We start from the raw sequence: 21,941 nt of genomic DNA on the forward strand, positions 1-21,941 counted from the left end.
CCCGGCTCAGTGGGCCGTGGGCGGCATCTCCAGCCCGAGATTCTCGCGCAGCGTGGTGCCCTCGTATTCCGTCCGGTAGAGGCCGCGCTTCTGGAGCACCGGGATCACCTCGTCCACGAACTCGCGCAGGCTGAGGGGCGAGAGGGCGGGCAGGAAGTTGAAGCCGTCCGCGGCCTTGTTCTCCATCCAGGCCTGCATCTCGTCGGCAATCTGCTCGGGCGTGCCGACCACGACATTGTGCGTATTGCCGATGGCGGTGCGCTGGTAGAGCTGGCGGATGGACCAGTCGTTCTTGCGCGCCAGATCGAGGATGAGCTGCGCGCGGGTCGCGAGCTCCTTGTCCTTGCGGAGATCCGGCACGGGCCCGTCGAGCGGATGGTCGGAAAGGTCGCCGAAGAGCGCGCTCAGGTAGCGCAGCCCCACCAGCGGGTCGATCATCTCCTGCATCGCGCGGAACTTGCGCTGCGCCTCCTCCTCCGTGCCGCCGACGACGGGGAGGATGCCGGGCATGATCTTCATCTGGTCCCGCGCGCGGCCGTGCTTCGCCATGCGCGACTTCAGCCCCTCATAGAACCTGGCCGCGCCCGCGATGCTGGTCTGCACGGAATAGACGACATCGGCCGTGCGGGCGGCGAGCTCCTGTCCCTCCTCCGACGCGCCGGCCTGCACGATGATCGGCCGTCCCTGCACAGAGCGCGGCGTGCCGAGCGGGCCGCGCACGCTGAAGTGCTTTCCCTCGTGGTTCAGCGCGCGGACCTTGGCGGGATCGAAGAGCCGGCCGCTCTCCCGGTCATAAAGGAAGGTGTCCGGGGCCATGCTGTCCCAGAGGCCAGTGACGACATCGACGAACTCCTCCGCGCGATCGTAGCGCGAGGATTTGTCGAGGATGGCGCGCGAGCCGAAATTCACCGCCTCCTCGTCCTGGAAGGAGGTGACGACGTTCCAGCCCGCGCGCCCATGGCTGAGCTGGTCGATGGAGGCGAAGGCGCGCGCCACGTGGAAGGGAACGCCGAAGGTGGTGGAGGCCGTGGCGACGAGGCCGATGTTGCGCGTCTGCGGCGCCAGGGCGGCGAGCAGGGTCAACGGCTCGAACCCGCCCCCGCGCAGGCTGCGGCCGCTCGCGCCCTTGGGCACATCGATCATGGAGAAGGTCACGAAATCGGCGAGGAAGGCCATGTCGAAGAGGCCGCGTTCGGCGATGCGGGCCTGCTCCAGATAGAAATCGAAGGTGTTCACCCCATCGGCCGGCACCTCGGGATGCAACCAGGCGCTGTGGTGGTAGCCGTAACCCGCCATGGACAGGCCGAGCTTGATCCGGGGCTTCGTCTGGCTCATGCGGTCGCATTCCCTAAGTCCTTGCGCGGCCCCAGCATAAGATTCGTTTACCTTCGTTGTAAAGGTATTGAAGATTGCCTTTTTCCGTGACCCTGGCGACGCGGGCCCGCCTGGGGCAGGCTGCCGCCGTCACGGACCGGGAGGATGGATCATGCGGATCGCATGGGGAATATTGGCAGCTGCGGCCCTGGCAGCTTGCACGCCGATGCCCGAACCCGTCATCGCACCGCCGCCCCTGGAGCCCGCGCTCTGGCGCGACTTCACGGGCACGCGCCGCGACGAGGCCCAGATGGCGCAGGCGCGCGACGGCTGCATCCTGGAAGGTAATCGCTGGGCCGACGATCGCGCCGCCCGCACCCTCACCCAGCAGGCCTACATGTCCGGCTGGGCGCCGCGCATGGAAGCGGCGATCGCCCAGGGACGCGTGCAGCACATCTTGAATTGCATGCGGACGGCGGGCTGGGAGCCGGCTTGAGCCCCTACCAGGGCGAGCCTTGTCCGGAGACTTGACCCGACCTCTTCACACGGGGCCGGGACACCGTGGCGCAGCCGCAGATGCGCGCTGATGAGGACTGGAAGGGATCCGCCGCGAGGCTGCCTCTTCGATGCTTGGCGCATCGGAAAGGTCAGCAACATCAAGTGCGTGAGACCGTGGCTGGGGGACCTGGATTCGAACCAAGACTGTCCGAGTCAGAGTCGGAAGTTCTACCGTTAAACTATCCCCCAAGCGCCACCGCTCGGTGTGGGCGGGCTGATAACACCGCCCATCGAGGTTGCCAAGGGCGGTTTCCGCTTGCGATATCAGCTTTGCTTCACGATCATGACAGCTTCGCTTTTGGAACGAGTCAGCCCCCCGATGACCGCTCTGAACCCTGCCGTCCCCGCCCGCGTGCCCTATGGGGTCCCGCCGCCCGCCGCCCTGTTCGCGGCGCTCGACCTCGGCACCAACAATTGCCGGCTGCTGATCGGCGCCCCCACGCGCGAGGGCTTCCGCGTGGTGGACAGCTTCTCGCGCATTGTCCGCCTCGGCGAAGGGCTAGCCGGCTCGGGCGCGCTGTCCGATGCGGCCATGGACCGCACGATCTCCGCGCTCTCGGCCTGCGCCGAGCGTCTGCACCGCCGCCCGGTGCGGCGCCTGGCCGCCGTCGCGACCGAGGCCTGCCGCCGCGCCGCCAACGGCTCCGCCTTCCTCGCCCGCGCAGCCCAGGAAACGGGCCTCCGCCCCCGCATCATCACCCCGCGCGAGGAGGCCGAGCTCGCGATGGAGAGCTGCGCCCCCCTTCTCGGCCCCGAGGACCGGCGCGCCATCCTCTTCGACATCGGCGGCGGCAGCACCGAGGTCGCCTGGATTCGCACCGGCCCCCGGCCGGAGTTGATCGGCTACCTCTCCATCCCCTACGGGGTCGTGACGCTCGCCGAGCGCGAGGGCGAGGATTGCTTTAGCGCCGACGGCTTCGCCGATGTGGTCGAGGAGATCTACGCCCGCATCAAGAGCTTCGACCGCCTCCACTGCATCGGGCAGGAGATCCGCTCGGGCGGCGTGCGCCTCATCGGCACCTCGGGCACCGTCACCACCCTGGCGGGCGTGGTCATGGCGCTTCCCAAATACCGCCGCCAGCTCGTGGACGGCACGCGTCTCAACGCGGAAGCGGCGGACGACGCGATGGAGCGCCTCTTCGCCATGGGCCGCTCCGGCCTGGCCGCGCATCCGTGCATCGGGCCCGAACGCGCGGATTTCGTGCTGCCCGGCTGCGCCGTCTATGCCGCCATCCGCCGGCTCTGGCCCGTCGCCGAGCTGACGGTGGCCGACCGTGGCCTGCGCGAGGGCATGCTCATGCGCCTCATGCGGGGTGACCGGGCGCCCTGGCGGGGGTAAGCCCCGCCTTATGGCCAAGCCGCCCAGCAAGCCCGGCAAGGGCAACATCCGCCTCACCCACGCCAATCTCAAGACGGCGAAGGGCCGCAGCAATGCGAGCCAGCGCTGGCTCGCGCGCCAGATCAACGACCCCTATGTGAAGGCCGCGCAGGCCGCCGGCTGGCGCAGCCGCGCCGCCTTCAAGCTCATCGAGCTGGATGACCGCTTCAAGCTGCTCAAGCCCGGCATGCGCGTGGTGGACCTGGGCGCCGCCCCCGGCGGCTGGACCCAGGTGGCGCTGCGCACGCTGGGCGAGCGCGGCGAGGTCGTGGCGCTCGACCTCCTGCCCATGGACACCATCGCGGGCGCCAAGATCCTGCAGGGCGACTTCCAGGACGACGCGACCGAGCAGGCGGTGCTCGATGCGCTGGGCGGCCCCGCGGACCTCGTGCTCTCCGACATGGCGCCCAACACGACGGGCCATGGCGCGACGGACCACCTGCGGATCATGGACCTCGCGGCGCTGGCGCTCGACTTCGCGGTGAAGGTGCTGTCGCCGGGCGGCGGATTCGTGGCCAAGGTCTTCCAGGGCGGCAGCGAGAAGGAGATGCTGGACCGCCTCCGCAAGAACTTCGCGCAGGTCCGCCACGCCAAGCCGCCCGCCAGCCGCAAGGAGAGCAGCGAGCTCTATGTGGTGGGAACGGGTTTCAAGGGCTAAGCCCTCCGCGCCGCGCATGCGCGCCACGCGAATAGTCTTGCTGGACGCCACGCGTCCGCAAGGTTATGGACGCTCGCCAAGGTCGCTCGACCCAGAAAGGTCCCCACCATGGCAGCTCTCGATTTCGCGGAACCCATTCGCATCGCCGAAGCCTATGCTTTCGACGACGTTCTGCTCCTGCCCGCCTATTCCACAGTCCTGCCCGGCCAGACCGACACGCGCACGCGGCTGACCAAGGAAATCTCGCTCCACATTCCGCTCATCGCCGCGGCGATGGACACGGTGACCGAGGCGCCCATGGCCATCGCCATGGCCCAGCGCGGCGGCATCGGCGTCATTCACAAGAACATGACCGCGGCCGAGCAGGCCGACCAGATCCGCCAGGTGAAGCGCTTCGAGAGCGGCATGGTGGTCAACCCGGTCATGGTGAACCCGGACCAGACCCTCTCCGAGATCCAGGAGCTGAAGGCCCAGCACCGCATCAGCGGCTTCCCGGTGGTCGAGCCCGGCTCGGGCCGCCTCGTCGGCATCATCACCAACCGCGACATGCGCTTCGCGACCGACCCGAACCAGCGCGTCTACGAGCTGATGACGCGGGAGAACCTCCTCGTCGCGCCGCAGAACGTGACGGCCGAACAGGCCCGCTCGCTGCTGCACAAGCGCCGGCTCGAGAAGCTGCTGGTGGTGGATGACCAGGGCCGCTGCGTCGGCCTCATGACGGTCAAGGACATGGACAAGTCCGAGGCGCATCCGAACGCCGTGAAGGACGCGATGGGCCGCCTGCGCGCGGCCGGCGCCACCGGCGTGGGCGAGGACGGCATCAAGCGCGCCGAGGCGCTGGTCGAGGCCGAGGCCGACGTCATCGTGGTCGATACCGCGCATGGCCATTCGGGCGGCGTGCTGGCCGCGATCGAGCGCATCAAGCGCCTCTCCAACACCGTTCAGATCATCGCGGGCAACGTCGCGACGCCCGAGGGCGCGCAGGCGCTGATCGACGCGGGCGCGGATGCGGTGAAGGTCGGCATCGGCCCGGGCTCCATCTGCACCACCCGCATCGTGGCGGGCGTGGGCGTGCCGCAGCTCACGGCGGTGATGGAATGCGCCGCCGCCGCGCGCGCGGCCGGCGTGCCCGCCATCGCCGATGGCGGCATCCGCAGCTCGGGCGACATCGCCAAGGCCATCGCGGCCGGCGCCGAATGCGTGATGATGGGCAGCCTCTTCGCCGGCACGGACGAGGCGCCGGGCGAGGTGTTCCTCTACCAGGGCCGCTCCTACAAGTCGTATCGCGGCATGGGCTCGCTGGGCGCCATGGCGCGCGGCTCGGCCGACCGCTACTTCCAGGCCGAGGTGCGCGACCAGCTGAAGCTGGTGCCCGAGGGCGTGGAAGGCCGCGTCGGCTACAAGGGCCCGGTGGGCAACGTGATCCACCAGCTGGTCGGCGGCCTCAAGGCGGCCATGGGCTACACGGGCAGCGCCACCATCGCCGACCTGCAGAAGAACGCGCGCTTCCGTCGCATCACCAATGCCGGCCTGCGCGAGAGCCATGTGCACGACGTCGCCGTGACGCGCGAGGCCCCGAACTACCGGAATGATTAGTGCGGCCGCGCCTCACGCCTCACGCCCGGGGCGCGGCCCCGGGTCCTGCCGGGCTTGACCGCGATGCCTNAGTGCGGCCGCGCCTCACGCCTCACGCCCGGGGCGCGGCCCCGGGTCCTGCCGGGCTTGACCGCGATGCCTGATCCTTCCGAGCCCTGGCGCCCCCTGCCCCCCACGGGCCGGGAGGCGGATGCCGTGGTCTTCGACGCCTACGGCACGCTGCTCGACATCCACTCCGCCGTGGCGCGCCATGCGGAGCGCCTTGGCCCGGATGCCAGCGCGATCTCGCGCGAGTGGCGGGTCAAGCAGCTCGAATATTCCTGGGTCCGCACCCTGACCGGCGCCGCCCATCACCGCGACTTCATGGCCTGCACGCGCGATGCGCTGCACTACGTCTGCGCGCGCCACGGCGTGGACGACCCGGCGCTCATCGCGGATCTGCTCGACGCCTACCGGCTGCTCGGCACCTATGCCGAAGTGCCCGCCATGCTGCGCGCCCTGCGCGCGCGCCGCGTCACGACGGCCGTGCTCTCCAACGGCACGCCGATGATGCTGGCCGATGCGCTGGGGCATGCGGGAATCGGCACGCTGATCGACGCGCTGCTCTCGGTGGAGGCGGTCGGCACCTTCAAGCCGGACCCGCGCGTCTATGCGCTGGCCGAGAAGCGGCTGGGCCTTCCGGCCTCGCGCATGATCTTCGTCTCGGCCAATCCCTGGGACACGCAGGCGGCGCTGGCCGCCGGCTTCCGCTGCCTGCGCGTGAACCGCGACGGCGCGCCCGACGAATACGGTCTCGCCGCAGCGGGCGTCCCGAGCCTGCCCGACCTTTCCTCCGTCCCGGACCACCTGCCATGACGCCCGAGGGCCGCCTCTCGGCCGCGATCGACCTGCTCTACGACGTCTTCGACCAGGCCCGTCGCCCAGCCGATGCCATCGCGGCGGATTTCTTCCGCAATCGCCGCTACATCGGCGGCGGCGATCGCCGTGCCGTCTCCGACCTCGCCTGGAGCGTGCTGCGCCAGCGGCTCCGGCTGGAATGGTGGGTCTCGCAGACCGGCGCGCGGATCACGCCCCGGCTGCTGGCGCTGGCCTGGCTCGTCCTGGGCGAGAAGCGCAAGCCGGGCGAGGCCGCGAAGCTTTTCGACGGCGGCCGCTATTCCGCAGGCCCGCTCGATGCCGGCGAGTTCGAGGTGGCGAACCGCCTTTCGGGCAAGCCGCTGACCGGCAAGGAGATGCCCGACTCTGCCCGGCTGAACCTGCCGGAATGGGCCCTGCCCGGCCTCGCCGCCCGCTTCGGCGAGACGCTGGGCGAGGAAGCCGCGGCCATGGAGCGCCCCGCGCCGCTGGACCTGCGCGCCAACCTGCTGAAGGGCTCGCGCGAGGCCGCGCAGGCCGCGCTTGCCGCCGAGGGGATCCGTGCCGAGCCGACGCCGCTCTCCCCCTGGGGTCTGCGCCTGCCCGGCCGCACGCCCATCGCGGGCACGGCCGCCTACAAGTCCGGCCTCATCGAGGTGCAGGACGAGGGAAGCCAGATCATCGCCGCCCTGGCCGGGGCGCGTCCCGGCATGCGCGTCGCCGACTACTGCGCGGGCGCGGCCGGCAAGACGCTGGCCATGGCCGCGACCATGGACAACCAGGGCCGGATCACCGCCTGCGATGTCTCGGCTCCGCGCCTCGAAGGGGCAGCCAGGCGGCTGCGCCGGGCCGGCGTCCACAATGCCGAGACCCATCTGCTGGAGTCGGGCGACCGCTGGGCCAAGCGCCGCGCCGGGCAGTTCGACCGGGTCCTGGTGGATGCGCCCTGCACCGGCACCGGCACCTGGCGCCGCAATCCCGATGCCCGGATTCGCACGGGCGCCGAGGACCTTGCGGAGCTCGTCGAGAAACAACGTGAAATTCTCGTAACTTCTTCCCATCTCGTCCGTCCCAGCGGTAGGCTCGTCTACGCGACCTGTTCGTTGCTGCCGGAGGAGGACGAGTTGCAGATCGAGCGTTTCCTGACGGCTCAGCCCGGCTTCCGCGTCATCCCGCTCGCCCAGGCCTGGGCCGAGGCCGGCATGCCGGGTGCTTCGCCGTCGCAGGCTCCGCATCTTCTTCTCTCGCCCGGCGCCCATGGCACCGACGGCTTTTTCTGCGCCGTCCTCGAACGCCAGGCCTGAGGGTCGGCGTGCCATGGTTACCATCCGCCGAGCGCGGCCTGGCGATGCGACCGCGATGGGGCAGGTCCATGTCGCGAGCTGGCGCACGACCTATGCGGGCGTGCTCCCCGAATCCTATCTGAGCGGCCTCTCGCCGCTGCGCGAGGCGCGGGGCTATGAGATCGGCATCCAGGAACGGCGCGGCGGCCATGCGGCCTTCGTCGCCGTGGCCGACAATCTCGAAATCGCGGGCGGCGGCGTGGTGGGCTTCATCACCGGCGGCCTGTCCCGGCGCCCCTCGATCGCCGAGGGCGAGGTCGAGACGCTCTATCTGATGGATGATTTCCATGAGCGCGGAATCGGCCGAAGGCTGATGCGGGCCATGGCCTCGCACCTCGCCTCGCTCGGCGCGCAATCCGCCTTCGCCTGGGTGCTGCAGGATAACCCGTCGCGCTGGTTCTACGAGCGGCTGGGCGCGAAGCTGGTGGCGCGGGAGGAGATGGTCTTCGCCCATCAGAAGACGACGCAGCTGGCCTACGCCTGGGACCCCATCCACACGCTTCTGACCGCCACCGCGACAACGAAGTTGCCAAGATAGATTTGCTTGGTGCCTTAGGGCAGCGATGCCCTCTGCGCCGTCTTGGCCGTTGAGATTCTGGGATGAATTTCCTATGATATTAGCGCCAACGGGAGGAGTTTGTCCGGGGCCCGCGCTTCGCTGACCGGGTAAGATAGTAAGGTAGTAAGATAGTAAGGCGGCGCGTCATCGGGCCATGCGTGCTTCGCGCTTGACTGCGCCCGAAATCGCCACTTCAAGCGCGCATGAGCAATCACGACCGCATCCTGATCCTCGACTTCGGCAGCCAGGTGACGCAGCTCATCGCGCGCCGCCTCCGCGAGAGCGGCGTCTATTGCGAGGTCTGGCCCTTCAACGCCTCCCCCGCCGAGCGCATCCGTGCCTTCAATCCCAAGGGCATCATCTTCTCCGGTGGCCCCGCCTCGGTGACCGAGGGCGCCTCGCCCCGCGCGCCCGCCGAGGTCTTCGACATGAAGCTGCCGATCCTGGGCATCTGCTACGGCCAGCAGACCCTGGCCGCGCAGCTCGGCGGCGTGGTCGAGGGCGGCCACGCCGCGGAGTTCGGCCGCGCCGTTGTCACCGTGACGGGCGAGTGCTCGCTGACCCAGGGTGTCTGGGCCAAGGGTGCCAAGGAAACGGTGTGGATGTCGCATGGCGACCGGATCACCGTCCTGCCCCCCGGCTTCCGCGTGGTGGCCGAGTCGGAGGGCGCGCCCTTCGCGCTCATCGCCGATGAGGAGCGCCGCTACTACGGCACGATGTTCCACCCGGAGGTGGTGCACACGCCGCATGGCGCCGCCCTGCTGAAGAACTTTACCCACGGCGTCTGCGGCTGCACCGGCGACTGGACCATGGCCGGCTTCCGCAACGAGGCCATCGCGCGCATCCGCCGGCAGGTGGGCAATGGCCGCGTGGTCTGCGGTCTCTCGGGCGGCGTGGATTCGTCGGTGGCCGCGGTGCTGCTGCACGAGGCGATCGGCGACCAGCTGACCTGCATCTACGTGGACCACGGGCTGATGCGCGCGAATGAGAGCGCGCAGGTCGTCGCGACCTTCCGCGACCGCTTCAACATCAAACTCATCCACCGCGACGCGAGCGACCTGTTCCTCGGCCAGCTCTCCGGCGTCACGGACCCGGAGCAGAAGCGCAAGATCATCGGCCGCCTCTTTGTCGAGGTCTTCGAGGAGGAGCAGAACAAGCTCGGCGGCGCCGACTTCCTGGCGCAGGGCACGCTGTATCCGGACGTGATCGAGAGCGTCTCGGCGACGGGCGGCCCCAGCGTCACCATCAAGTCGCACCACAATGTCGGCGGGCTTCCCGAAGGCATGCGGATGCAGCTGGTCGAGCCGCTGCGCGACCTCTTCAAGGACGAGGTCCGGGTGCTGGGCCGCGAACTCGGCATTCCCGAGGAGATCGTGGGCCGGCACCCCTTCCCGGGCCCCGGCCTCGCCATCCGCATCCCCGGCGAGGTGACGCGCGAGAAGGCGGACCTGCTGCGCAAGGTGGACAGCATCTACCTGGAGGAGATCCGCAACGCCGGCCTTTACGACGCGATCTGGCAGGCCTTCGCGGTGCTGCTGCCGGTCCGCACGGTGGGCGTCATGGGCGACGGCCGCACCTACGACCAGGCCTGCGCGCTGCGCGCCGTGACGAGCACGGACGGCATGACCGCGGAGTTCTATCCCTTCGACATGGGCTTCCTCGGCCGCGTCGCGAACCGCATCGTGAACGAGGTGCGCGGCATCAACCGCGTGACCTACGACATCACGAGCAAGCCGCCCGGCACGATCGAGTGGGAGTGATTTGTGCCCCTCCGAGGGTGCCCGAAGCTACGCCGGAATACGACGTGGCCAACTGAAAACAAAACAAGTCAACGAGACCTATCGAGAGCCATCGGCGGGCCTCCACGCGTCTGTCGCCCACTGGGGGTGATCTGGGACGACAAGGGAGATCGTGTTGCCGCGGCCTAAGACCATTTCAGATGAAGACGTGCTCGCGGCAGCGCTGGAAGTGCTGGCGGAAAAAGGTGCTGACTTCACCCTGAGTGATCTTGCCCTCCAGATCGGATTGGCACGCGCAACGCTCATCCAGAGGTTTGGGGATCGTGACGCGATCATCCTGCGGATCGCCACCTACGAGGCGGAGGTCACTCGCAACTGGTTGGCGGGCCTTCCCGTCGAAGTGGGCTGGGACGGTGTTTGGCGATTTCTTGAGGCCATTGTTGGTGGCATGGGCGACGGTGAAGGTTTTTCAGCCCGCGTAACGCTAGCGGCTCTTGAGGCGCGTCATGCGGGTTTGAGGGAGCTTGCGTACCAGCGATACGCGCTCGTGCAGGATGCGATTGCCGCTCGCCTGCCTGATGTCCCCGAAAGAGCCAGGATCGCCCAACATCTCCACACAGTTATTGCCGGCGCATCGATGCATTGGATCGTGACGGATAGGTCTATCGGTCTGTCCGAATTCATCCTGGAGCGCCTGCGTTGGACTCTCGGGCGCGTCCGGTACGGTTGACGTGATCACCATCGCGTCATATATAACCGACAGGAAGGTTATATATGACGCGATCAGGAATTGACGGCCGGACCGTTCTCATCTCTGGCACTTCTTGCGCGTCTCGCCCCGCAATCGCTCAAGTCACGGCTTCGGGCGCCAGCGAGATGCGTTTCGTGGAAACACCAAGCGGTAAGATAGCCACCCAGAGTTTCGGATCCGCGAGCGATCCTGCCCTGCTGCTCGTCATGGGTGCCACGGCGTCGATGCTTGGTTGGCCGGAAGCACTCTGTGCTGCCTTGGTGAACCAAGGCTTTCACGTCGTGCGGTTCGATCACCGCGATACGGGCCGGTCGATCACGCACCCACCCGGTGAAGCGACTTACTCAGTCGAGGATATGGCCGATGATGTCGTCGCCATAATGGACGCCTACGGTTTCCAGAATGCGACGATCATGGGCATGTCTTTGGGCGGCTACGTGGCGCAGATGGTCGCGCTCGATCATTCGCAGCGGGTGAACGCACTGGTCCTTGTCAGTTCGGAACCGCTGGGGTGGGACGGCCCGGCATTGCCGCATATCTCTCAGCGAATTCTCGACCATTTTGGCGCGTTATCCGCACTTGACTGGTCCGATCGGACGGCCGTGGGCGAATTCCTGCTCGAAATCGATCGGCTCAGCGCTGGGACGTACAAGACTTTCGATGAGGCCGCAGCAAGAGCGAAGATTGAAGAAGTTTTAGATCGTACCGATAGCCCAGCCAGCATGTTCAACCATGCGATGGTTTCTACGCGAGAAGATTGGACGGGGCGCTTTCGCGACATTTCCTGCAAGGTGCTTGTAGTTCATGGAGCAGAAGATCCCGTGCTTCCAATCGACAACGGGCAAGCACTTGCTGAAGGAATTGTCGGCGCTCGATTCATGGTCTTGGATCGGGTTGGGCACGAGATCCCTGACGATCTCGCGCCTCAGATTGCTGAAAGCGTAGCGCGACACGTCAGAAGGACCGTCCAGGATCTTGGTTAGCGCAGCGAGGCCAGCGCAATCCATCTTCTCGGCGTCCTGCCAAGCACCTCTTCCGAGAACCGCGCATAGAGGATGGGGCGCCTGGCCGCCTTATCTGGCCCAGCTCAGATCCCGTTGACCAAGCATGACGCCAGCCCGCTTTGGACGAATCCCGCCGCGCGGAGCATGGCCGTGCGGCGGATTTGCCGAGCCTCAGATATTCTGGCCGCCCGACACTTCGATGCGCTGCGCCGTTATCCAGCGGTTGTCCGGGCCGAGCAGGCTGGCGACCGCCGGTCCGATGTCATCGGGCAAACCGACGCGGCCCAGCGTGGTCATCGCCGCGAATGCCTCGTTGTAGGCCGGGGTGTCGCGGACGGCACCACCCAGGAAGTCGCTCTCGATCGCGCCTGGCGCGATCGTATTGGCCGTGATGCCGCGGCCGCCAAGCTCCTTCGCCATGTAGAGCGTCAGGATCTCGACCGCGCCCTTGGCCGCCGAATAGGCCGAGAAGCCTGGGTAGGAAACGCGGGTCAGGCCCGATGAGAAGTTCACGATGCGGCCGCCATCGGCCATCAGCGGGACCAGCGTCTGGGTAAGGAAGAACACACCCTTCACATGGACGTTGAACAGCTGGTCGAACTGCGCCTCGGTGGTCTCGGTGATACTGGCCATCTCACCATGCCCCGCATTGTTCACGAGGTGGTCGAAGGTTTCGCGCCGCCACGACTTCAGCGTGGCCCGGATCTGGTCCGCGAAGCCGGCGAACGCGGAAATGTCGGAAACGTCGAGCTGGATCGCGAACGCCTTGCGACCGAGCGCCTGGATTTCCGCAACGACTTCCCGGGCCTGGCTGGCGCCGTGGCGATAGGTGAGGATCACGTCGCCGCCATGGCGAGCGATGCTGACGGCAGTGTTGCGGCCAAGACCCCGGTTGGCGCCGGTCACGATTGAAATGGTGGTCATCGAAAGCTCCTGGGTCGGTGATGCGGTATGCGCACTATCGCTGGCGCCCCTGGAGCCGGGTTGCCTGTTCCTCCGGCATTGTTGCCTGCTTCTGCGAGGCGGGAGTCTAGGTGCGCTTCAAACTGCGTAGTCCGATAGTTTGCTCACCATCACACTCTTGCCCGATCCTTCCCTCATCATTGCGGGTGCAGCTGTCGGGGCTTAGCTTGATGCCATGTCTCAGACATTGCTCGATGCCGCCCAGCGTTACGCCGAGGCGCATGCGGATGCCGATGGGGTCGCTGTCACGCCGTTCTCAGGTGTCGCGATCGTGCGGCAAAATTCTCCCAGCGCCCTGCAATACGCGATCTCGAAGCCGCTGGTCGCCCTGGTGCTGCAGGGGGCGAAGCGGGTCACGATGGGAAACGACACTTTCGACTTCGGCGCCGGCGAGTCGCTCCTGATCGCGGCAGACGTGCCCACCGTGAGCCAGATCATCCGGGCCAATGCCCGTGCGCCGTATATCTCGCTCGTGCTGGATCTCGATTCCGCCGTCATCGAGAGCCTGGCGGTCGAAATGGGACCACCACCCTTCCCCTACGGCACTCCCGTTCGCGTGGATCCTACCGACGCAGAAGTTGCCGACGCGGCCTCGCGCCTGCTGCGCCTTATCGACCGGCCGGCTTCCGTGCCGATCCTGCAGAAGCAGCTTATCCGCGAATTGCACTTCTGGCTGCTGTCGGGCCGTCATGGAGGGGCAATCCGCAACCTCGGCGTCCCCGGAAGCCATGCCCAGCGTGTGGGCCGGGCCGTCGCGCTGATCCGCGAGAATCTGGCCAGGCCGCTCAGGGTTGAACAGTTGGCCGACGCAGCGGGGATGAGCCCATCGTCTTTCCATGAGCATTTCCGGGCCGTGACCTCGCTCTCGCCCCTGCAGTTTCAAAAGCAGCTCAGGCTGATAGAGGCGCGTCGCCTCATGCTCTCGGAAGGCCAGGTCATCAGCCATGCCGCCTATGCGGTGGGATACGAGAGCATCCCGCAATTCACCCGCGAATATGGCCGGATGTTCGGCGCGCCCCCGGCGCGCGACATGAAGGCCGCGAGAACCCGGCTGCAGACCGCGGCCTGAGCCGTCCCCAAAGGACGGTGGGCCGTTGACGATCTCGAAGCGCATGCCCTGAACGCGCGCATTCGGCCGTATCACGCCGTCGCTATAGCGCTCCAGCCGAGCTGATCTCCGCCCCGCGTCAGTTCGCGACCTTGCCCGCCTTGATATAGGCGACCATCTGGTCGGCAACGGTGCCCCAGCCGCCGTGGAAACCCATCTCCTCGTGGGTCTTGCGGCCCGCCTCGGAGCCGTGGATCGCGATCGCGGTGTACTTCGTGCCGAGCCCGGCCGGCTCCAGCAGCAGGGCCGCGGTGAAGAAGGGCTTCGCCGAGGGGCGGAAGCCCGGGAGAAGCGTGTCGGTGAAGACCAGCCGCCGATGCTCCACGATCTCGAGGAAACAGCCATCATTGGGAAATTCCTGGCCCTCGGGCGAGCGCATCGTCGTGCGGAACGCGCCACCTGGCCGCAGGTCGATCTCGCAGCTGGTGATGGTCCAGGGCTTGGGAACGAACCATTCCTTGAGGTGATGCGGCGTCGTCCAGGCGGTCCACACCAGTTCGACGGGGACGTCGATCTCGCGCTCCAGAACGAGGTCCAGGCTCGGGTCGATCTTGATCAGGCTCATTGGGGTTTCTCTTCCTTCATTTTCAGCAAATAGGCATCGAGGCGATCGAGGCGGGCCTCCCAGAGGTTCCGCTGCCGGCCGAGCCAGTCCTCGGCGAACTTCAGCTGCTGGGGGGCGAGGCTGTAGGTCCGCACCCGCCCCTGCTTCCGCGACGTGACGAGCCCGCAGCCCTCGAGCACGCGCAGGTGCGCGACGAAGGAGGGAAGCGCCATGCCGTAGGGCGCGGCCAGTTGGCTTACCGAGGCGTGCCCCCGCGTCAGCCGTTCGATCACGTCGCGGCGGGTCGGGTCCGACAGGGCCCGGAAGACCTGGTCGATGACCGCGGGCGGTGGCGAGGAAGGCGAAGGGGCGTGAAGCGACATTGCCGCCAACCTGACCGGATCCAATACTTAGGTCAATAACTAAGTTTTTGACCGAAGGACTGGCACCGATTCCCGGGCTAGGATGGAGCCATGGACGCTCCCCGCCTGATCGACGCACGCATCAAGGAGCTCGGCGATTGGCGGGGCGAGGCGCTCGCGCGCGTCCGCGCCCTCATCCACGAAGCCATCCCTGGGGTGGTCGAGGAATGGAAGTGGCGCGGCGTTCCCGTCTGGGAGCATGGCGGCATCATCTGCACCGGCGAGACCTACAAGGCCGTGGTGAAGCTGACCTTCGCCAAGGGCGCGTCGCTGGAGGACCCTACTGGCCTATTCAACGCGAGCCTCGAGGGAAACGCCCGCCGCGCCATCGATATCCGTGAGGGCGAGACGCCGGATGGGGGCGCATTCAAGGCGCTCATCCGGGCGGCGGCAGAGCTCAACCGGTCGAAGCCTGCCAGGCGCCGCCGCTAACCCCTCGCCGGGATCGCCAGCCCTCGTTGGACACCCGGGCGCGCGAGACCGCGCTCCAGCCAGGCCGGGACGCGCTTCAATGCGTCGAACTCCACGATGTCGCGCGCCTCATAGAAGCCTATCAGGTTCCGCACCCAGCCGAGCATCGAGATATCGGCAATGGTATACTCCTGGCCCATGATCCAGTCGCGGCCTTCCAGCCGGGTCTCGATCACGCCAAGCAGACGCTTGCTCTCGTCGCGGTAGCGGGCGAGTGGGCGCTTGTCCTCGTATTCGCGGCCCGCGAACTTATGAAAGAAGCCGAGCTGGCCGAACATCGGGCCGATGGCGGCCATCTGGAACATGACCCATTGCACCGTCTCCCAACGGCCGGCCGCGTCGGCGGGGATGAGCGTCCCGGTCTTCTCCGCGAGGTAGAGCAGGATGGCGCCGGACTCGAAGAGCGCGAGCGGCTTTCCGCCGGGCCCGTCGGGATCGATGATCGCGGGAATCTTGCCGTTGGGGTTGAGCGAGAGGAATTCCGACGTCCAGCTCTCGTTCTTCGTGATGTCTACGAGATGCGGCTCGTAAGGCAGGCCGAGTTCCTCGAGAACGATGGAGGCCTTCACGCCATTGGGCGTGGGCAGCGAGTAGAGCTGGATGCGGTCCGGGTGCTTCGCCGGCCAGCGCTTCGTAATGGGGAAGGCGGAAAGGTCGGTCATTCAGGAGCCTCGTAGAAGGGTTGCGGGGCGGATATGGGCGGGGCCATCGGTTCGGCCAGAAGGCGATGACATGGGCCTAGTCCCACGCCAGATGAGACGGATGGCCGGCAGCGCATCGCAACCCTATCTGGAGGGTTTCCTGGAACTGGCACGGGAGGTGCCTTCGCCGAAGCGCGGCGGAGAGCGGCGCGACCATCTCCTCTTCTTCGCCGTCCTGCTGGACGATCACTCGCGAGCCGCGACGCTCGCCCGATACGATTGGGCGAAGCGCATCTTCCGCTGGCGGCACACACCGCGGCCGCCCGAGCGATTTCACGTCACCTTGCAGGTTGCGTTCACCAGCGACGAGGCGATCCCGGAACGGATCATCGAGGCGGCTCGCGAGGCCGCTTCGCTCGTGAGGTTCGACCCCTTCCCCCTTGCCTTCGACAGGATCGAAGTCTTTCTGCCTTCCAAGGCGCTCGTCCTGCGCGGCGACGGCGGCCATGTCGCGTTGACGGCGCTGAACCGGCGCCTGGGCCACGCACTTCGCCTGAGAGGCCTCTCGCCCCATGGCGTGAGCGGCACGCCACACATCACCTTGGCCTACGCACGGCCCCTCACCTATCCGGTCGAGGTCCAGCCGATGCAGATGATGGTGCGCGAGTTCCAGCTGATCGATAGCCTCAAGGGCCAGGGGTACACCGTTCTCGGGCGCTGGAAGGCGCAGGCCTGATGCCTTGCCTCTGCCGGTACTTGTCCTATATGGCCCTGGCAGGAGGACGGCCTCCCCCATCATGGGCAGCATCGACCGGGACGGCCCGGCCCTTTCTTGGAGGGCCGCGACATGGCCTGGGTCTATCTCCTCATCGCCGGAATTCTCGAGATCGTCTGGGCTTTCGCCATGAAGCAGTCCCACGGCTTCACGCGCCTGATGCCCACCGTCGTCATGATCGTGGCGATGGTCGGCAGCGTCGGACTGCTGACCATCTCCATGCGCGTCCTGCCGCTCGGCACGGCCTATGCGGTCTGGACCGGGATCGGCGCGCTGGGCGCCTTCCTGGTCGGTATCCTGGTCCTGGGCGAGGCGGCGAATGCGATGCGGATCGCGGCCGCCGTCCTCATCTTCTCGGGGCTCGTTCTGATGAAGCTGTCCTCGGACGCTTAAGCCTCATACCGGCGCCAGCACGCGGCGCCGGTCCATCCGCAGGCTGATCGCGGCCAGCACCAGCCCGGCGCCCGTCAGCCCAGCCGCGGCCAGCGGCAGGGCGGCGAGGCCCGGGCCGTGGTCGATGGTCAGGCCGCCCACCCAGGCGCCCAGCGCGTTGCCGAGGTTGAAGGCCGCGATGTTGAGGCTGGAGGCCAGGTTCTGCCCCTCCGGCCCCGCCTTCTCCAGCACGCGAAGCTGCAGCGGTGCGACAGTCGCGAAGGCGGCGACGCCCAGAGCGAAGAGCAGCGCCACGACCGCGACCGGCGAGACCAGCGCCGGGGCCAGCACCACCAGCACTGCCGCGAGCCCGGCAAGGGTCAGCATCAGCGCGCGCCCGAGACCGCGGTCAGCCAGCTTGCCGCCCCAGATATTGCCGATGGCCAGCCCCGCACCGAAGACCAACAGGATCGGCGACACGGCGGCATCCGAGAAGCCGGTCACCCGCGTCAGGATCGGCTGCACATAGGTGAAGACCGTGAAGACGCCGGCGAAGCCCAGCACCGTCATGGCAAAGCCGAGCTGCACCTGCGGCTTGAAGATCGCGGCCAGCTCGTCGCGCAGCGAGACGGCGGAATCCTGGCGCCCCACATGGCCGGGCACGAAGGCCACGAGCACGAGCATCGCCACGATGCCGATGGCCGCGACCGCCCAGAAGGTAGCGCGCCAGCCGAAGGCCAGGCCCAGCCAGGCGCCGAAGGGCACGCCCAGGAGCGTCGCCGCCGTCAGCCCGACGAACATGGTCGCGATCGCCAAGGCCCGCTTGTCGGCCGGCACCAGGCTCGTCGCCACCACCGAGCCCACGCCGAAGAACGTCCCGTGCGCGAGCGAAGTGAGCACGCGCGCGGCCATGAGCGTGGCGTAGTCCGGCGCGATGGCGCAGGCGATGTTGCCGAGCGTAAAGATGCCCATGAGCGCCACCAGCACGAGCTTGCGGGGCATGCGCCGGGTCGCCAGCGTCAGCACGGGCGCGCCGACGAAGACGCCGAGCGCGTAGCCCGAGATGAGCAGGCCCGCCATGGAAACGCTGACCCGCATCTCCTCCGCGACCTGCAGTAGCAAGCCCATGATGATGAATTCGGTGGTGCCGATGCCGAAGGCACCGGCGGTCAGGGCAAGGACGGCGATAGGCATGGCCTCTCATCTCCGGCAAGGGTTTTGTGCCGTTGAAGAATGGTGCGCCGCAGCAGGTGAGTTAGTCTTCCGGAACTCCATTCATCTATGAGATGAATTCACGATGCCCCGCATGGATATCAACCGCTCAGCGGAAATGGAGGTGTTCGTCCGCGCGGTGGATCTGGGCGGCTTCAGCGCCGCCGCATCCGAATTCGGGATGACTCCCTCGGCGGTTTCGAAGTTGGTGGCCCGGTTGGAAGCGCGACTTTCGGCGCGGCTTCTCAACCGTTCCACCAGGCGCCTCGAACTGACGCCCGAGGGCAAGGCCTTCTATGACCGCGCCGTCCGGATCCTCGCCGAGATCACCGAAGCTGAGCGCGAGGCTTCCGCTGGGGCCGCGCCCCGCGGGCACTTGCGCGTCAACAGCAATATCCCCTTCGGGCGGCTGCACCTCTTGCCCCTCCTGCCGGCATTTCTCGCCGCGTATCCCGGGATCACGCTCGACCTCGTCCTCACCGACACGGTGGTGGACCTGATGCGGGAGCGCGCGGACGTCGCCATCCGTGTCGGCCCTCTGCGCGATTCAGGCCTGATCGCGCGCAAGATCGGGACCAGCCGCCTCTCGGTCGTCGCTTCCCCGGCCTATCTGGCCCGGCACGGCACGCCCCTGTCTATCGAGGACCTCCCCCGCCACCGGGGCATCGGTTGGACATTTCAGCGCATGCGGACGACCTGGCCGTTCAAGGGCGGCGTATGGGCCGCGCCGCCGACCCAGGCCCGCGCCAGCGACGGCGAGACGGCGCGCGCCCTGGCCGTGGGCGGCGTCGGGCTGGCGCGGCTCGGCCTGTTCCACGTCTCCGAGGACATCGAGGCCGGGCGCCTGATCCCCGTGCTGGAAGGGCTGAATCCGGGCGACGAGGAAGACCTTCATGCTGTCTATATGGGCCAGGGCGGCCCCTTGCCGGCGCGCGTGCGCGCCTTCATCGACTTCCTGGCGGAACGGGTCCGGCTCTAGGCGCGGACAGCCGGTCTAGCGCAGGGTGAACCGCACCGGCACCACAAGCTCGACCGGATCGCCCGGCAGTTCGGGCGGCGGCGCCGGCAGCGGGGAAGCGCGCCGTATCATCAGGGCCACGGCCGCATCCAGATCCTCATGACCGGAGCTGCGTTCGATGCGCCAGGAGGCGACGCTGCCGTCGCGCCGCAGACCGAAGCGCAGCACCACCACGCCCTCCGCCCGGCGGTAGCGCGCCGATTGCGGGTAGTCCTTGTGGCGCTCCAGCGCCGCCATCAATTGCCCGACATAGCTGGCCGGCGGGCGTGGGGGAGCTGCCGGGGCGGCGGCGGGAGCGGGAGCGGCCGGTGCGGGAGCAGGCGGCTCAGGCGACGGCGGGCGTGGTGTCGGCGGGCGTTGGGCTTGCGGCCGCGGCGGGGGCGGTGGCGCGATGGCGCGCACGGTCTCCAGCGGCTCGGCCAAGGGTGCGGGCGGCGGGGGCTGGATCTCGCGCACCTCCTCCGGGGGCGGGGGCACGACCTCTTCCGCCTCCAGGGGCTCGGCGATCAGCGGGGCAACCAGCGGAGACTGCTCTGGTGGGGGCTCCGGTGGCGGCGCGTCCTCGGGGGGCGGAGGGGCCGCGTCGGGCGGAGGCGGCGGCGTGTCGTCAGGCGGGGGCGGCTCCGCGCTGTCGGGCTGCAAGGGCTGGACGGCCTCCGGCGGCGGTGGCGGCGCGGCTTCCGGCGGCGTTTCTGCGGTGACTTGCTCCGGTTCGGCGCTGGGCGCCGTCTCGGTTACCTCGGTCGGCTCCTGGGGCGTTACCGGCGCCGGCTCGGCCATCGTCATCTCGACCTCGGTGGCCGAGGTCTCCGCCGGCTTCGGCTGTTCGAACCAGACCAGCGGCCCGATCACGGCCGCATGGAGCACAATGGCGGCCGCTGTGGGCAGCGCGAACCGGCGCGCATGACTCTTCGGCGGCGGAAGATCATCCGCTTCCTCGGGCAGCCTCAGCTGGGCCGAGAAATCGGGCATGTCAGCGGGCCTGGACCGCGGCGCCGCCCGGCTCGGCCTCGGCGATCAGGGAGACCCGCGAAACGCCTGCCGCCGTCACCTTGCCCATCACGCGCATCACGTCGCCATAGGGGACGGTGCGGTCGCCGCGGACATAGACGGGCGCGTCGTTCGCCTCGGCCTCCCGCAACGCGCGGATGCGGTCGGCGAGGTCCGCCTCGGCGACGGGCTCTGACCTCAGGAACACCTGGCCGTCGCGAGCCACGCTCACCACCACGGGCGGCGCCGTTTGGGCGACCCTGGCTGCGGCCGTACGCGGCAGCTGAACGGGCACGCCGACCATCATCATGGGCGCCGCAACCATGAAGATGATGAGCAGGACCAGCATCACGTCCACGAAGGGCGTGACGTTGATGTCGGACATCGGGATGCCACCCCCGTCCTCCTCATCGTCGCCCGAGGGGCCGGACGTGCTCATCGCCACGGCGCGCTACTCCGCGGCCTGGGCGCGCGGCAGTCGGCTGAGGCGCAGCGCGAGATCGGACGCCGCGCTCAGCGCCTCCTGCCGGGCGCCGGCCAGCCCGCCGACGAAGCGGTTGTAGGCCATGACAGCGGGAATGGCCGCGACAAGCCCGATGGCGGTGGCGAACAGCGCCTCGGCAATGCCCGGTGCCACGACCGCGAGGCTCGTGTCATTGCTGGCCGCGATGCCGGTGAAGCTGTTCATGATGCCCCAGACGGTGCCGAAGAGGCCGACGAAGGGCGCGACCGAGCCGGTGGTGGCGAGCAATTGCAGCCCGGGCTCCGAGCGGCGCACGGCCTTCAGCACGGCCTTTCGCATGGCGGTCTCGATGCGGGCGCGGAACTCGCCATCCGTCTCCTGCACGCCCTGCCCCAGCCGCCACTCGGGCAGCCCGGCCTGGAGCGCGATGGCGGTGAGGTCTTCCTCGCGCGGCTCGGCGACCTGGGCCGATGCCGAGGCCCGCTGAAGGTCGCGCGTCTGCTTGCGGAGCCGCCCGAGCGCGAAGGTCTTCTCGATGATCACCGCCCAGCAGGCGACCGAGGCCAGGGCGAGGCCGATCATGACGGCCTTCACGATCGGATCCGCCGCGAGGAAGAGACCAAGCGGCGTAAAGTCGTGCGGGACGGGGTTCATCGGCGCCGCATCACTTGTCGAAGGTCACGCCGCTGACCCGCGAGGCGAGGGTCAGCCGCGCCACGCAGGCATTGCGCGCATCTGCTTCCTGGCTGCCGCAGGCGAGCACGTCGTTCAGCAGCACGCTGCCCAGCCCGTCGCAGGATTGTCCCGCGACGTCGAAGAGACGGACCACCGTGCGGTTGGCGGGAACGGGCGCATCCACCGCCAATCGGCGCGAGACCACGCCGTCCTTGCCGAAAAGCACTAGGTCGAGCCGCAGCGGATCCAGCGCTTCGCCGCCGCTGTTGTTCAGCACCATCCATACGCGGCAAGCGTTGTCGCGCGGCTCGAGCCGGTTCAGCTCGATGCGGAGCGGCGCGGGCGCGTTCTGTGCCTGGAGCGGGGAAAGGCCCGCCAGAAGGAGGAAACCACCGATGAGACACCCGCGAAGCATGCTGTCGATCCTCCGGCGGCACGCGGCTGCGCGCCCGTCCTTGGTTGAAGTGGGCACGGCACCCAGGGGCCGGCATTCGCGCAGATAGCCGTAATTGCGAGTTAATTGCAATTCGCC

General features: G+C 68.1%; 25 protein-coding genes and 1 tRNA gene. 15 read left to right on the forward strand and 11 right to left on the reverse strand.

What is annotated here, in order from left to right; all coding sequences use genetic code 11:
* Window positions 1–6: 6 nt before the first annotated feature.
* On the reverse strand, window positions 7–1,335 hold the full coding sequence (locus tag WJM96_RS13060) for an LLM class flavin-dependent oxidoreductase (protein ID WP_424812928.1): 1,329 nt from the start codon (window positions 1,333–1,335) through the stop codon (window positions 7–9).
* Window positions 1,336–1,540: 205 nt separating this feature from the next.
* Between WJM96_RS13060 and WJM96_RS13065 the strand changes: the two genes are divergently transcribed.
* A complete protein-coding gene (locus WJM96_RS13065) occupies window positions 1,541–1,810 on the forward strand; it encodes a hypothetical protein (protein ID WP_424812929.1) in 270 nt (89 codons plus the stop codon).
* A gap of 177 nt (window positions 1,811–1,987) precedes the next feature.
* Here the strand turns inward: WJM96_RS13065 and WJM96_RS13070 are convergent.
* Window positions 1,988–2,061, reverse strand: a tRNA-Gln gene (locus WJM96_RS13070).
* Window positions 2,062–2,191: 130 nt separating this feature from the next.
* On the opposite strand from WJM96_RS13070, the gene WJM96_RS13075 reads away from it, so the two are divergent.
* The 9 genes from WJM96_RS13075 (at window position 2,192) to WJM96_RS13115 (ending at window position 11,734) form a co-directional block, all read left to right on the forward strand.
* Window positions 2,192–3,211, forward strand: coding sequence for a Ppx/GppA phosphatase family protein (locus tag WJM96_RS13075; RefSeq protein ID WP_424812930.1), 1,020 nt, complete (start codon window positions 2,192–2,194; stop codon window positions 3,209–3,211).
* Between the two features lie 10 nt (window positions 3,212–3,221).
* Window positions 3,222–3,908 (forward strand): RlmE family RNA methyltransferase, encoded by a 687-nt coding sequence (locus tag WJM96_RS13080; protein ID WP_424812931.1) that lies wholly within the window; start codon window positions 3,222–3,224, stop codon window positions 3,906–3,908.
* A gap of 108 nt (window positions 3,909–4,016) precedes the next feature.
* Window positions 4,017–5,504, forward strand: a complete 1,488-nt coding sequence (gene guaB, locus WJM96_RS13085; RefSeq protein ID WP_424812932.1) for an IMP dehydrogenase — start codon at window positions 4,017–4,019, stop codon at window positions 5,502–5,504.
* Between the two features lie 135 nt (window positions 5,505–5,639).
* Window positions 5,640–6,359, forward strand: coding sequence for a haloacid dehalogenase type II (locus tag WJM96_RS13090; RefSeq protein ID WP_424812933.1), 720 nt, complete (start codon window positions 5,640–5,642; stop codon window positions 6,357–6,359).
* Window positions 6,356–7,663: an RsmB/NOP family class I SAM-dependent RNA methyltransferase gene (locus WJM96_RS13095; RefSeq protein ID WP_424812934.1), complete on the forward strand. Its 1,308-nt coding sequence runs from the start codon at window positions 6,356–6,358 to the stop codon at window positions 7,661–7,663. Before WJM96_RS13090 ends, WJM96_RS13095 begins: the two co-directional genes overlap by 4 nt.
* A 13-nt stretch (window positions 7,664–7,676) precedes the next feature.
* Window positions 7,677–8,240, forward strand: coding sequence for an N-acetyltransferase family protein (locus tag WJM96_RS13100; protein WP_424812935.1), 564 nt, complete (start codon window positions 7,677–7,679; stop codon window positions 8,238–8,240).
* 224 nt (window positions 8,241–8,464) lie between these two features.
* Entirely contained in the window at window positions 8,465–10,021 is a 1,557-nt protein-coding gene (gene guaA, locus WJM96_RS13105; RefSeq protein WP_424812936.1) for a glutamine-hydrolyzing GMP synthase, read from the forward strand.
* 154 nt (window positions 10,022–10,175) lie between these two features.
* Window positions 10,176–10,730 (forward strand): TetR/AcrR family transcriptional regulator, encoded by a 555-nt coding sequence (locus WJM96_RS13110; RefSeq protein WP_424812937.1) that lies wholly within the window; start codon window positions 10,176–10,178, stop codon window positions 10,728–10,730.
* Between the two features lie 146 nt (window positions 10,731–10,876).
* Window positions 10,877–11,734: an alpha/beta fold hydrolase gene (locus tag WJM96_RS13115; protein ID WP_424812938.1), complete on the forward strand. Its 858-nt coding sequence runs from the start codon at window positions 10,877–10,879 to the stop codon at window positions 11,732–11,734.
* 192 nt (window positions 11,735–11,926) lie between these two features.
* On the opposite strand, the gene WJM96_RS13120 is transcribed toward WJM96_RS13115, so the two are convergent.
* Window positions 11,927–12,661, reverse strand: a complete 735-nt coding sequence (locus WJM96_RS13120; protein ID WP_424812939.1) for an SDR family NAD(P)-dependent oxidoreductase — start codon at window positions 12,659–12,661, stop codon at window positions 11,927–11,929.
* Window positions 12,662–12,893: 232 nt separating this feature from the next.
* Between WJM96_RS13120 and WJM96_RS13125 the strand changes: the two genes are divergently transcribed.
* On the forward strand, window positions 12,894–13,787 hold the full coding sequence (locus WJM96_RS13125; protein ID WP_424812940.1) for an AraC family transcriptional regulator N-terminal domain-containing protein: 894 nt from the start codon (window positions 12,894–12,896) through the stop codon (window positions 13,785–13,787).
* Window positions 13,788–13,905: 118 nt separating this feature from the next.
* Here the strand turns inward: WJM96_RS13125 and WJM96_RS13130 are convergent, their stop codons facing one another.
* Complete coding sequence (locus WJM96_RS13130) at window positions 13,906–14,391, reverse strand: SRPBCC family protein (protein ID WP_424812941.1); 486 nt, start codon at window positions 14,389–14,391, stop codon at window positions 13,906–13,908.
* The gene (locus WJM96_RS13135; RefSeq protein WP_424812942.1) at window positions 14,388–14,753 is read right to left on the reverse strand and encodes an ArsR/SmtB family transcription factor; all 366 of its coding nucleotides are present in this window, start codon (window positions 14,751–14,753) and stop codon (window positions 14,388–14,390) included. The genes WJM96_RS13130 and WJM96_RS13135 overlap by 4 nt, the downstream gene beginning before the upstream one ends.
* A gap of 90 nt (window positions 14,754–14,843) precedes the next feature.
* Here WJM96_RS13135 and WJM96_RS13140 point away from each other — a divergent pair, with 90 nt between their 5' ends.
* Entirely contained in the window at window positions 14,844–15,224 is a 381-nt protein-coding gene (locus tag WJM96_RS13140; protein WP_424812943.1) for a DUF1801 domain-containing protein, read from the forward strand.
* Here the strand turns inward: WJM96_RS13140 and WJM96_RS13145 are convergent.
* On the reverse strand, window positions 15,221–15,925 hold the full coding sequence (locus WJM96_RS13145; RefSeq protein ID WP_424812944.1) for a glutathione S-transferase family protein: 705 nt from the start codon (window positions 15,923–15,925) through the stop codon (window positions 15,221–15,223). The two genes, WJM96_RS13140 and WJM96_RS13145, sit on opposite strands and share 4 nt — an antisense overlap.
* A 100-nt stretch (window positions 15,926–16,025) precedes the next feature.
* On the opposite strand from WJM96_RS13145, the gene WJM96_RS13150 reads away from it, so the two are divergent.
* Together WJM96_RS13150 and WJM96_RS13155 are read left to right on the forward strand one after the other, a co-directional pair.
* On the forward strand, window positions 16,026–16,640 hold the full coding sequence (locus WJM96_RS13150; protein ID WP_424812945.1) for a 2'-5' RNA ligase family protein: 615 nt from the start codon (window positions 16,026–16,028) through the stop codon (window positions 16,638–16,640).
* A gap of 111 nt (window positions 16,641–16,751) precedes the next feature.
* Window positions 16,752–17,072 carry a DMT family transporter gene (locus WJM96_RS13155; protein WP_424812946.1) on the forward strand — a complete coding sequence of 107 codons (321 nt, stop codon included), beginning with the start codon at window positions 16,752–16,754 and terminating at the stop codon, window positions 17,070–17,072.
* 3 nt (window positions 17,073–17,075) lie between these two features.
* Here the strand turns inward: WJM96_RS13155 and WJM96_RS13160 are convergent, their stop codons facing one another.
* Window positions 17,076–18,245 carry an MFS transporter gene (locus tag WJM96_RS13160; RefSeq protein ID WP_424812947.1) on the reverse strand — a complete coding sequence of 390 codons (1,170 nt, stop codon included), beginning with the start codon at window positions 18,243–18,245 and terminating at the stop codon, window positions 17,076–17,078.
* A 103-nt stretch (window positions 18,246–18,348) separates the two neighbouring features.
* Between WJM96_RS13160 and WJM96_RS13165 the strand changes: the two genes are divergently transcribed.
* On the forward strand, window positions 18,349–19,242 hold the full coding sequence (locus WJM96_RS13165; protein WP_424812948.1) for a LysR family transcriptional regulator: 894 nt from the start codon (window positions 18,349–18,351) through the stop codon (window positions 19,240–19,242).
* Window positions 19,243–19,257: 15 nt separating this feature from the next.
* Here WJM96_RS13165 and WJM96_RS13170 read toward each other — a convergent pair whose 3' ends face one another.
* Genes WJM96_RS13170 through WJM96_RS13185 form a run of 4 tightly spaced genes read right to left on the reverse strand, consistent with a single transcriptional unit; the run spans window position 19,258 to window position 21,824 of the window.
* Window positions 19,258–20,253, reverse strand: coding sequence for an energy transducer TonB (locus tag WJM96_RS13170; protein ID WP_424812949.1), 996 nt, complete (start codon window positions 20,251–20,253; stop codon window positions 19,258–19,260).
* Between the two features lies 1 nt (window position 20,254).
* On the reverse strand, window positions 20,255–20,710 hold the full coding sequence (gene tolR, locus WJM96_RS13175; protein ID WP_424813102.1) for a protein TolR: 456 nt from the start codon (window positions 20,708–20,710) through the stop codon (window positions 20,255–20,257).
* A gap of 12 nt (window positions 20,711–20,722) precedes the next feature.
* Entirely contained in the window at window positions 20,723–21,388 is a 666-nt protein-coding gene (locus WJM96_RS13180; protein ID WP_424812950.1) for a MotA/TolQ/ExbB proton channel family protein, read from the reverse strand.
* 10 nt (window positions 21,389–21,398) lie between these two features.
* Window positions 21,399–21,824 (reverse strand): Tat pathway signal protein, encoded by a 426-nt coding sequence (locus WJM96_RS13185; protein ID WP_424812951.1) that lies wholly within the window; start codon window positions 21,822–21,824, stop codon window positions 21,399–21,401.
* Window positions 21,825–21,941 lie beyond the last annotated feature (117 nt).

This window comes from Roseococcus sp. YIM B11640, assembly GCF_049727625.1.
Classification (GTDB): Bacteria; Pseudomonadota; Alphaproteobacteria; order Acetobacterales; family Acetobacteraceae; genus Roseococcus.

What these genes read in the sequence shown, in the direction of transcription:
- WJM96_RS13060 (WP_424812928.1), bottom strand. Translation starts at nt 1,335, where the DNA reads ATGAGCCAGACGAAGCCCCGGATCAAGCTCGGCCTGTCCATGGCGGGT.
- WJM96_RS13065 (WP_424812929.1), top strand. Translation starts at nt 1,541, where the DNA reads ATGCCCGAACCCGTCATCGCACCGCCGCCCCTGGAGCCCGCGCTCTGG.
- WJM96_RS13075 (WP_424812930.1), top strand. Translation starts at nt 2,192, where the DNA reads ATGACCGCTCTGAACCCTGCCGTCCCCGCCCGCGTGCCCTATGGGGTC.
- WJM96_RS13080 (WP_424812931.1), top strand. Translation starts at nt 3,222, where the DNA reads ATGGCCAAGCCGCCCAGCAAGCCCGGCAAGGGCAACATCCGCCTCACC.
- guaB (WP_424812932.1), top strand. Translation starts at nt 4,017, where the DNA reads ATGGCAGCTCTCGATTTCGCGGAACCCATTCGCATCGCCGAAGCCTAT.
- WJM96_RS13090 (WP_424812933.1), top strand. Translation starts at nt 5,640, where the DNA reads ATGCCTGATCCTTCCGAGCCCTGGCGCCCCCTGCCCCCCACGGGCCGG.
- WJM96_RS13095 (WP_424812934.1), top strand. Translation starts at nt 6,356, where the DNA reads ATGACGCCCGAGGGCCGCCTCTCGGCCGCGATCGACCTGCTCTACGAC.
- WJM96_RS13100 (WP_424812935.1), top strand. Translation starts at nt 7,677, where the DNA reads ATGGTTACCATCCGCCGAGCGCGGCCTGGCGATGCGACCGCGATGGGG.
- guaA (WP_424812936.1), top strand. Translation starts at nt 8,465, where the DNA reads ATGAGCAATCACGACCGCATCCTGATCCTCGACTTCGGCAGCCAGGTG.
- WJM96_RS13115 (WP_424812938.1), top strand. Translation starts at nt 10,877, where the DNA reads ATGCGTTTCGTGGAAACACCAAGCGGTAAGATAGCCACCCAGAGTTTC.
- WJM96_RS13125 (WP_424812940.1), top strand. Translation starts at nt 12,894, where the DNA reads ATGTCTCAGACATTGCTCGATGCCGCCCAGCGTTACGCCGAGGCGCAT.
- WJM96_RS13130 (WP_424812941.1), bottom strand. Translation starts at nt 14,391, where the DNA reads ATGAGCCTGATCAAGATCGACCCGAGCCTGGACCTCGTTCTGGAGCGC.
- WJM96_RS13135 (WP_424812942.1), bottom strand. Translation starts at nt 14,753, where the DNA reads ATGTCGCTTCACGCCCCTTCGCCTTCCTCGCCACCGCCCGCGGTCATC.
- WJM96_RS13140 (WP_424812943.1), top strand. Translation starts at nt 14,844, where the DNA reads ATGGACGCTCCCCGCCTGATCGACGCACGCATCAAGGAGCTCGGCGAT.
- WJM96_RS13145 (WP_424812944.1), bottom strand. Translation starts at nt 15,925, where the DNA reads ATGACCGACCTTTCCGCCTTCCCCATTACGAAGCGCTGGCCGGCGAAG.
- WJM96_RS13150 (WP_424812945.1), top strand. Translation starts at nt 16,026, where the DNA reads ATGGCCGGCAGCGCATCGCAACCCTATCTGGAGGGTTTCCTGGAACTG.
- WJM96_RS13155 (WP_424812946.1), top strand. Translation starts at nt 16,752, where the DNA reads ATGGCCTGGGTCTATCTCCTCATCGCCGGAATTCTCGAGATCGTCTGG.
- WJM96_RS13160 (WP_424812947.1), bottom strand. Translation starts at nt 18,245, where the DNA reads ATGCCTATCGCCGTCCTTGCCCTGACCGCCGGTGCCTTCGGCATCGGC.
- WJM96_RS13165 (WP_424812948.1), top strand. Translation starts at nt 18,349, where the DNA reads ATGCCCCGCATGGATATCAACCGCTCAGCGGAAATGGAGGTGTTCGTC.
- WJM96_RS13170 (WP_424812949.1), bottom strand. Translation starts at nt 20,253, where the DNA reads ATGCCCGATTTCTCGGCCCAGCTGAGGCTGCCCGAGGAAGCGGATGAT.
- tolR (WP_424813102.1), bottom strand. Translation starts at nt 20,710, where the DNA reads ATGAGCACGTCCGGCCCCTCGGGCGACGATGAGGAGGACGGGGGTGGC.
- WJM96_RS13180 (WP_424812950.1), bottom strand. Translation starts at nt 21,388, where the DNA reads ATGAACCCCGTCCCGCACGACTTTACGCCGCTTGGTCTCTTCCTCGCG.
- WJM96_RS13185 (WP_424812951.1), bottom strand. Translation starts at nt 21,824, where the DNA reads ATGCTTCGCGGGTGTCTCATCGGTGGTTTCCTCCTTCTGGCGGGCCTT.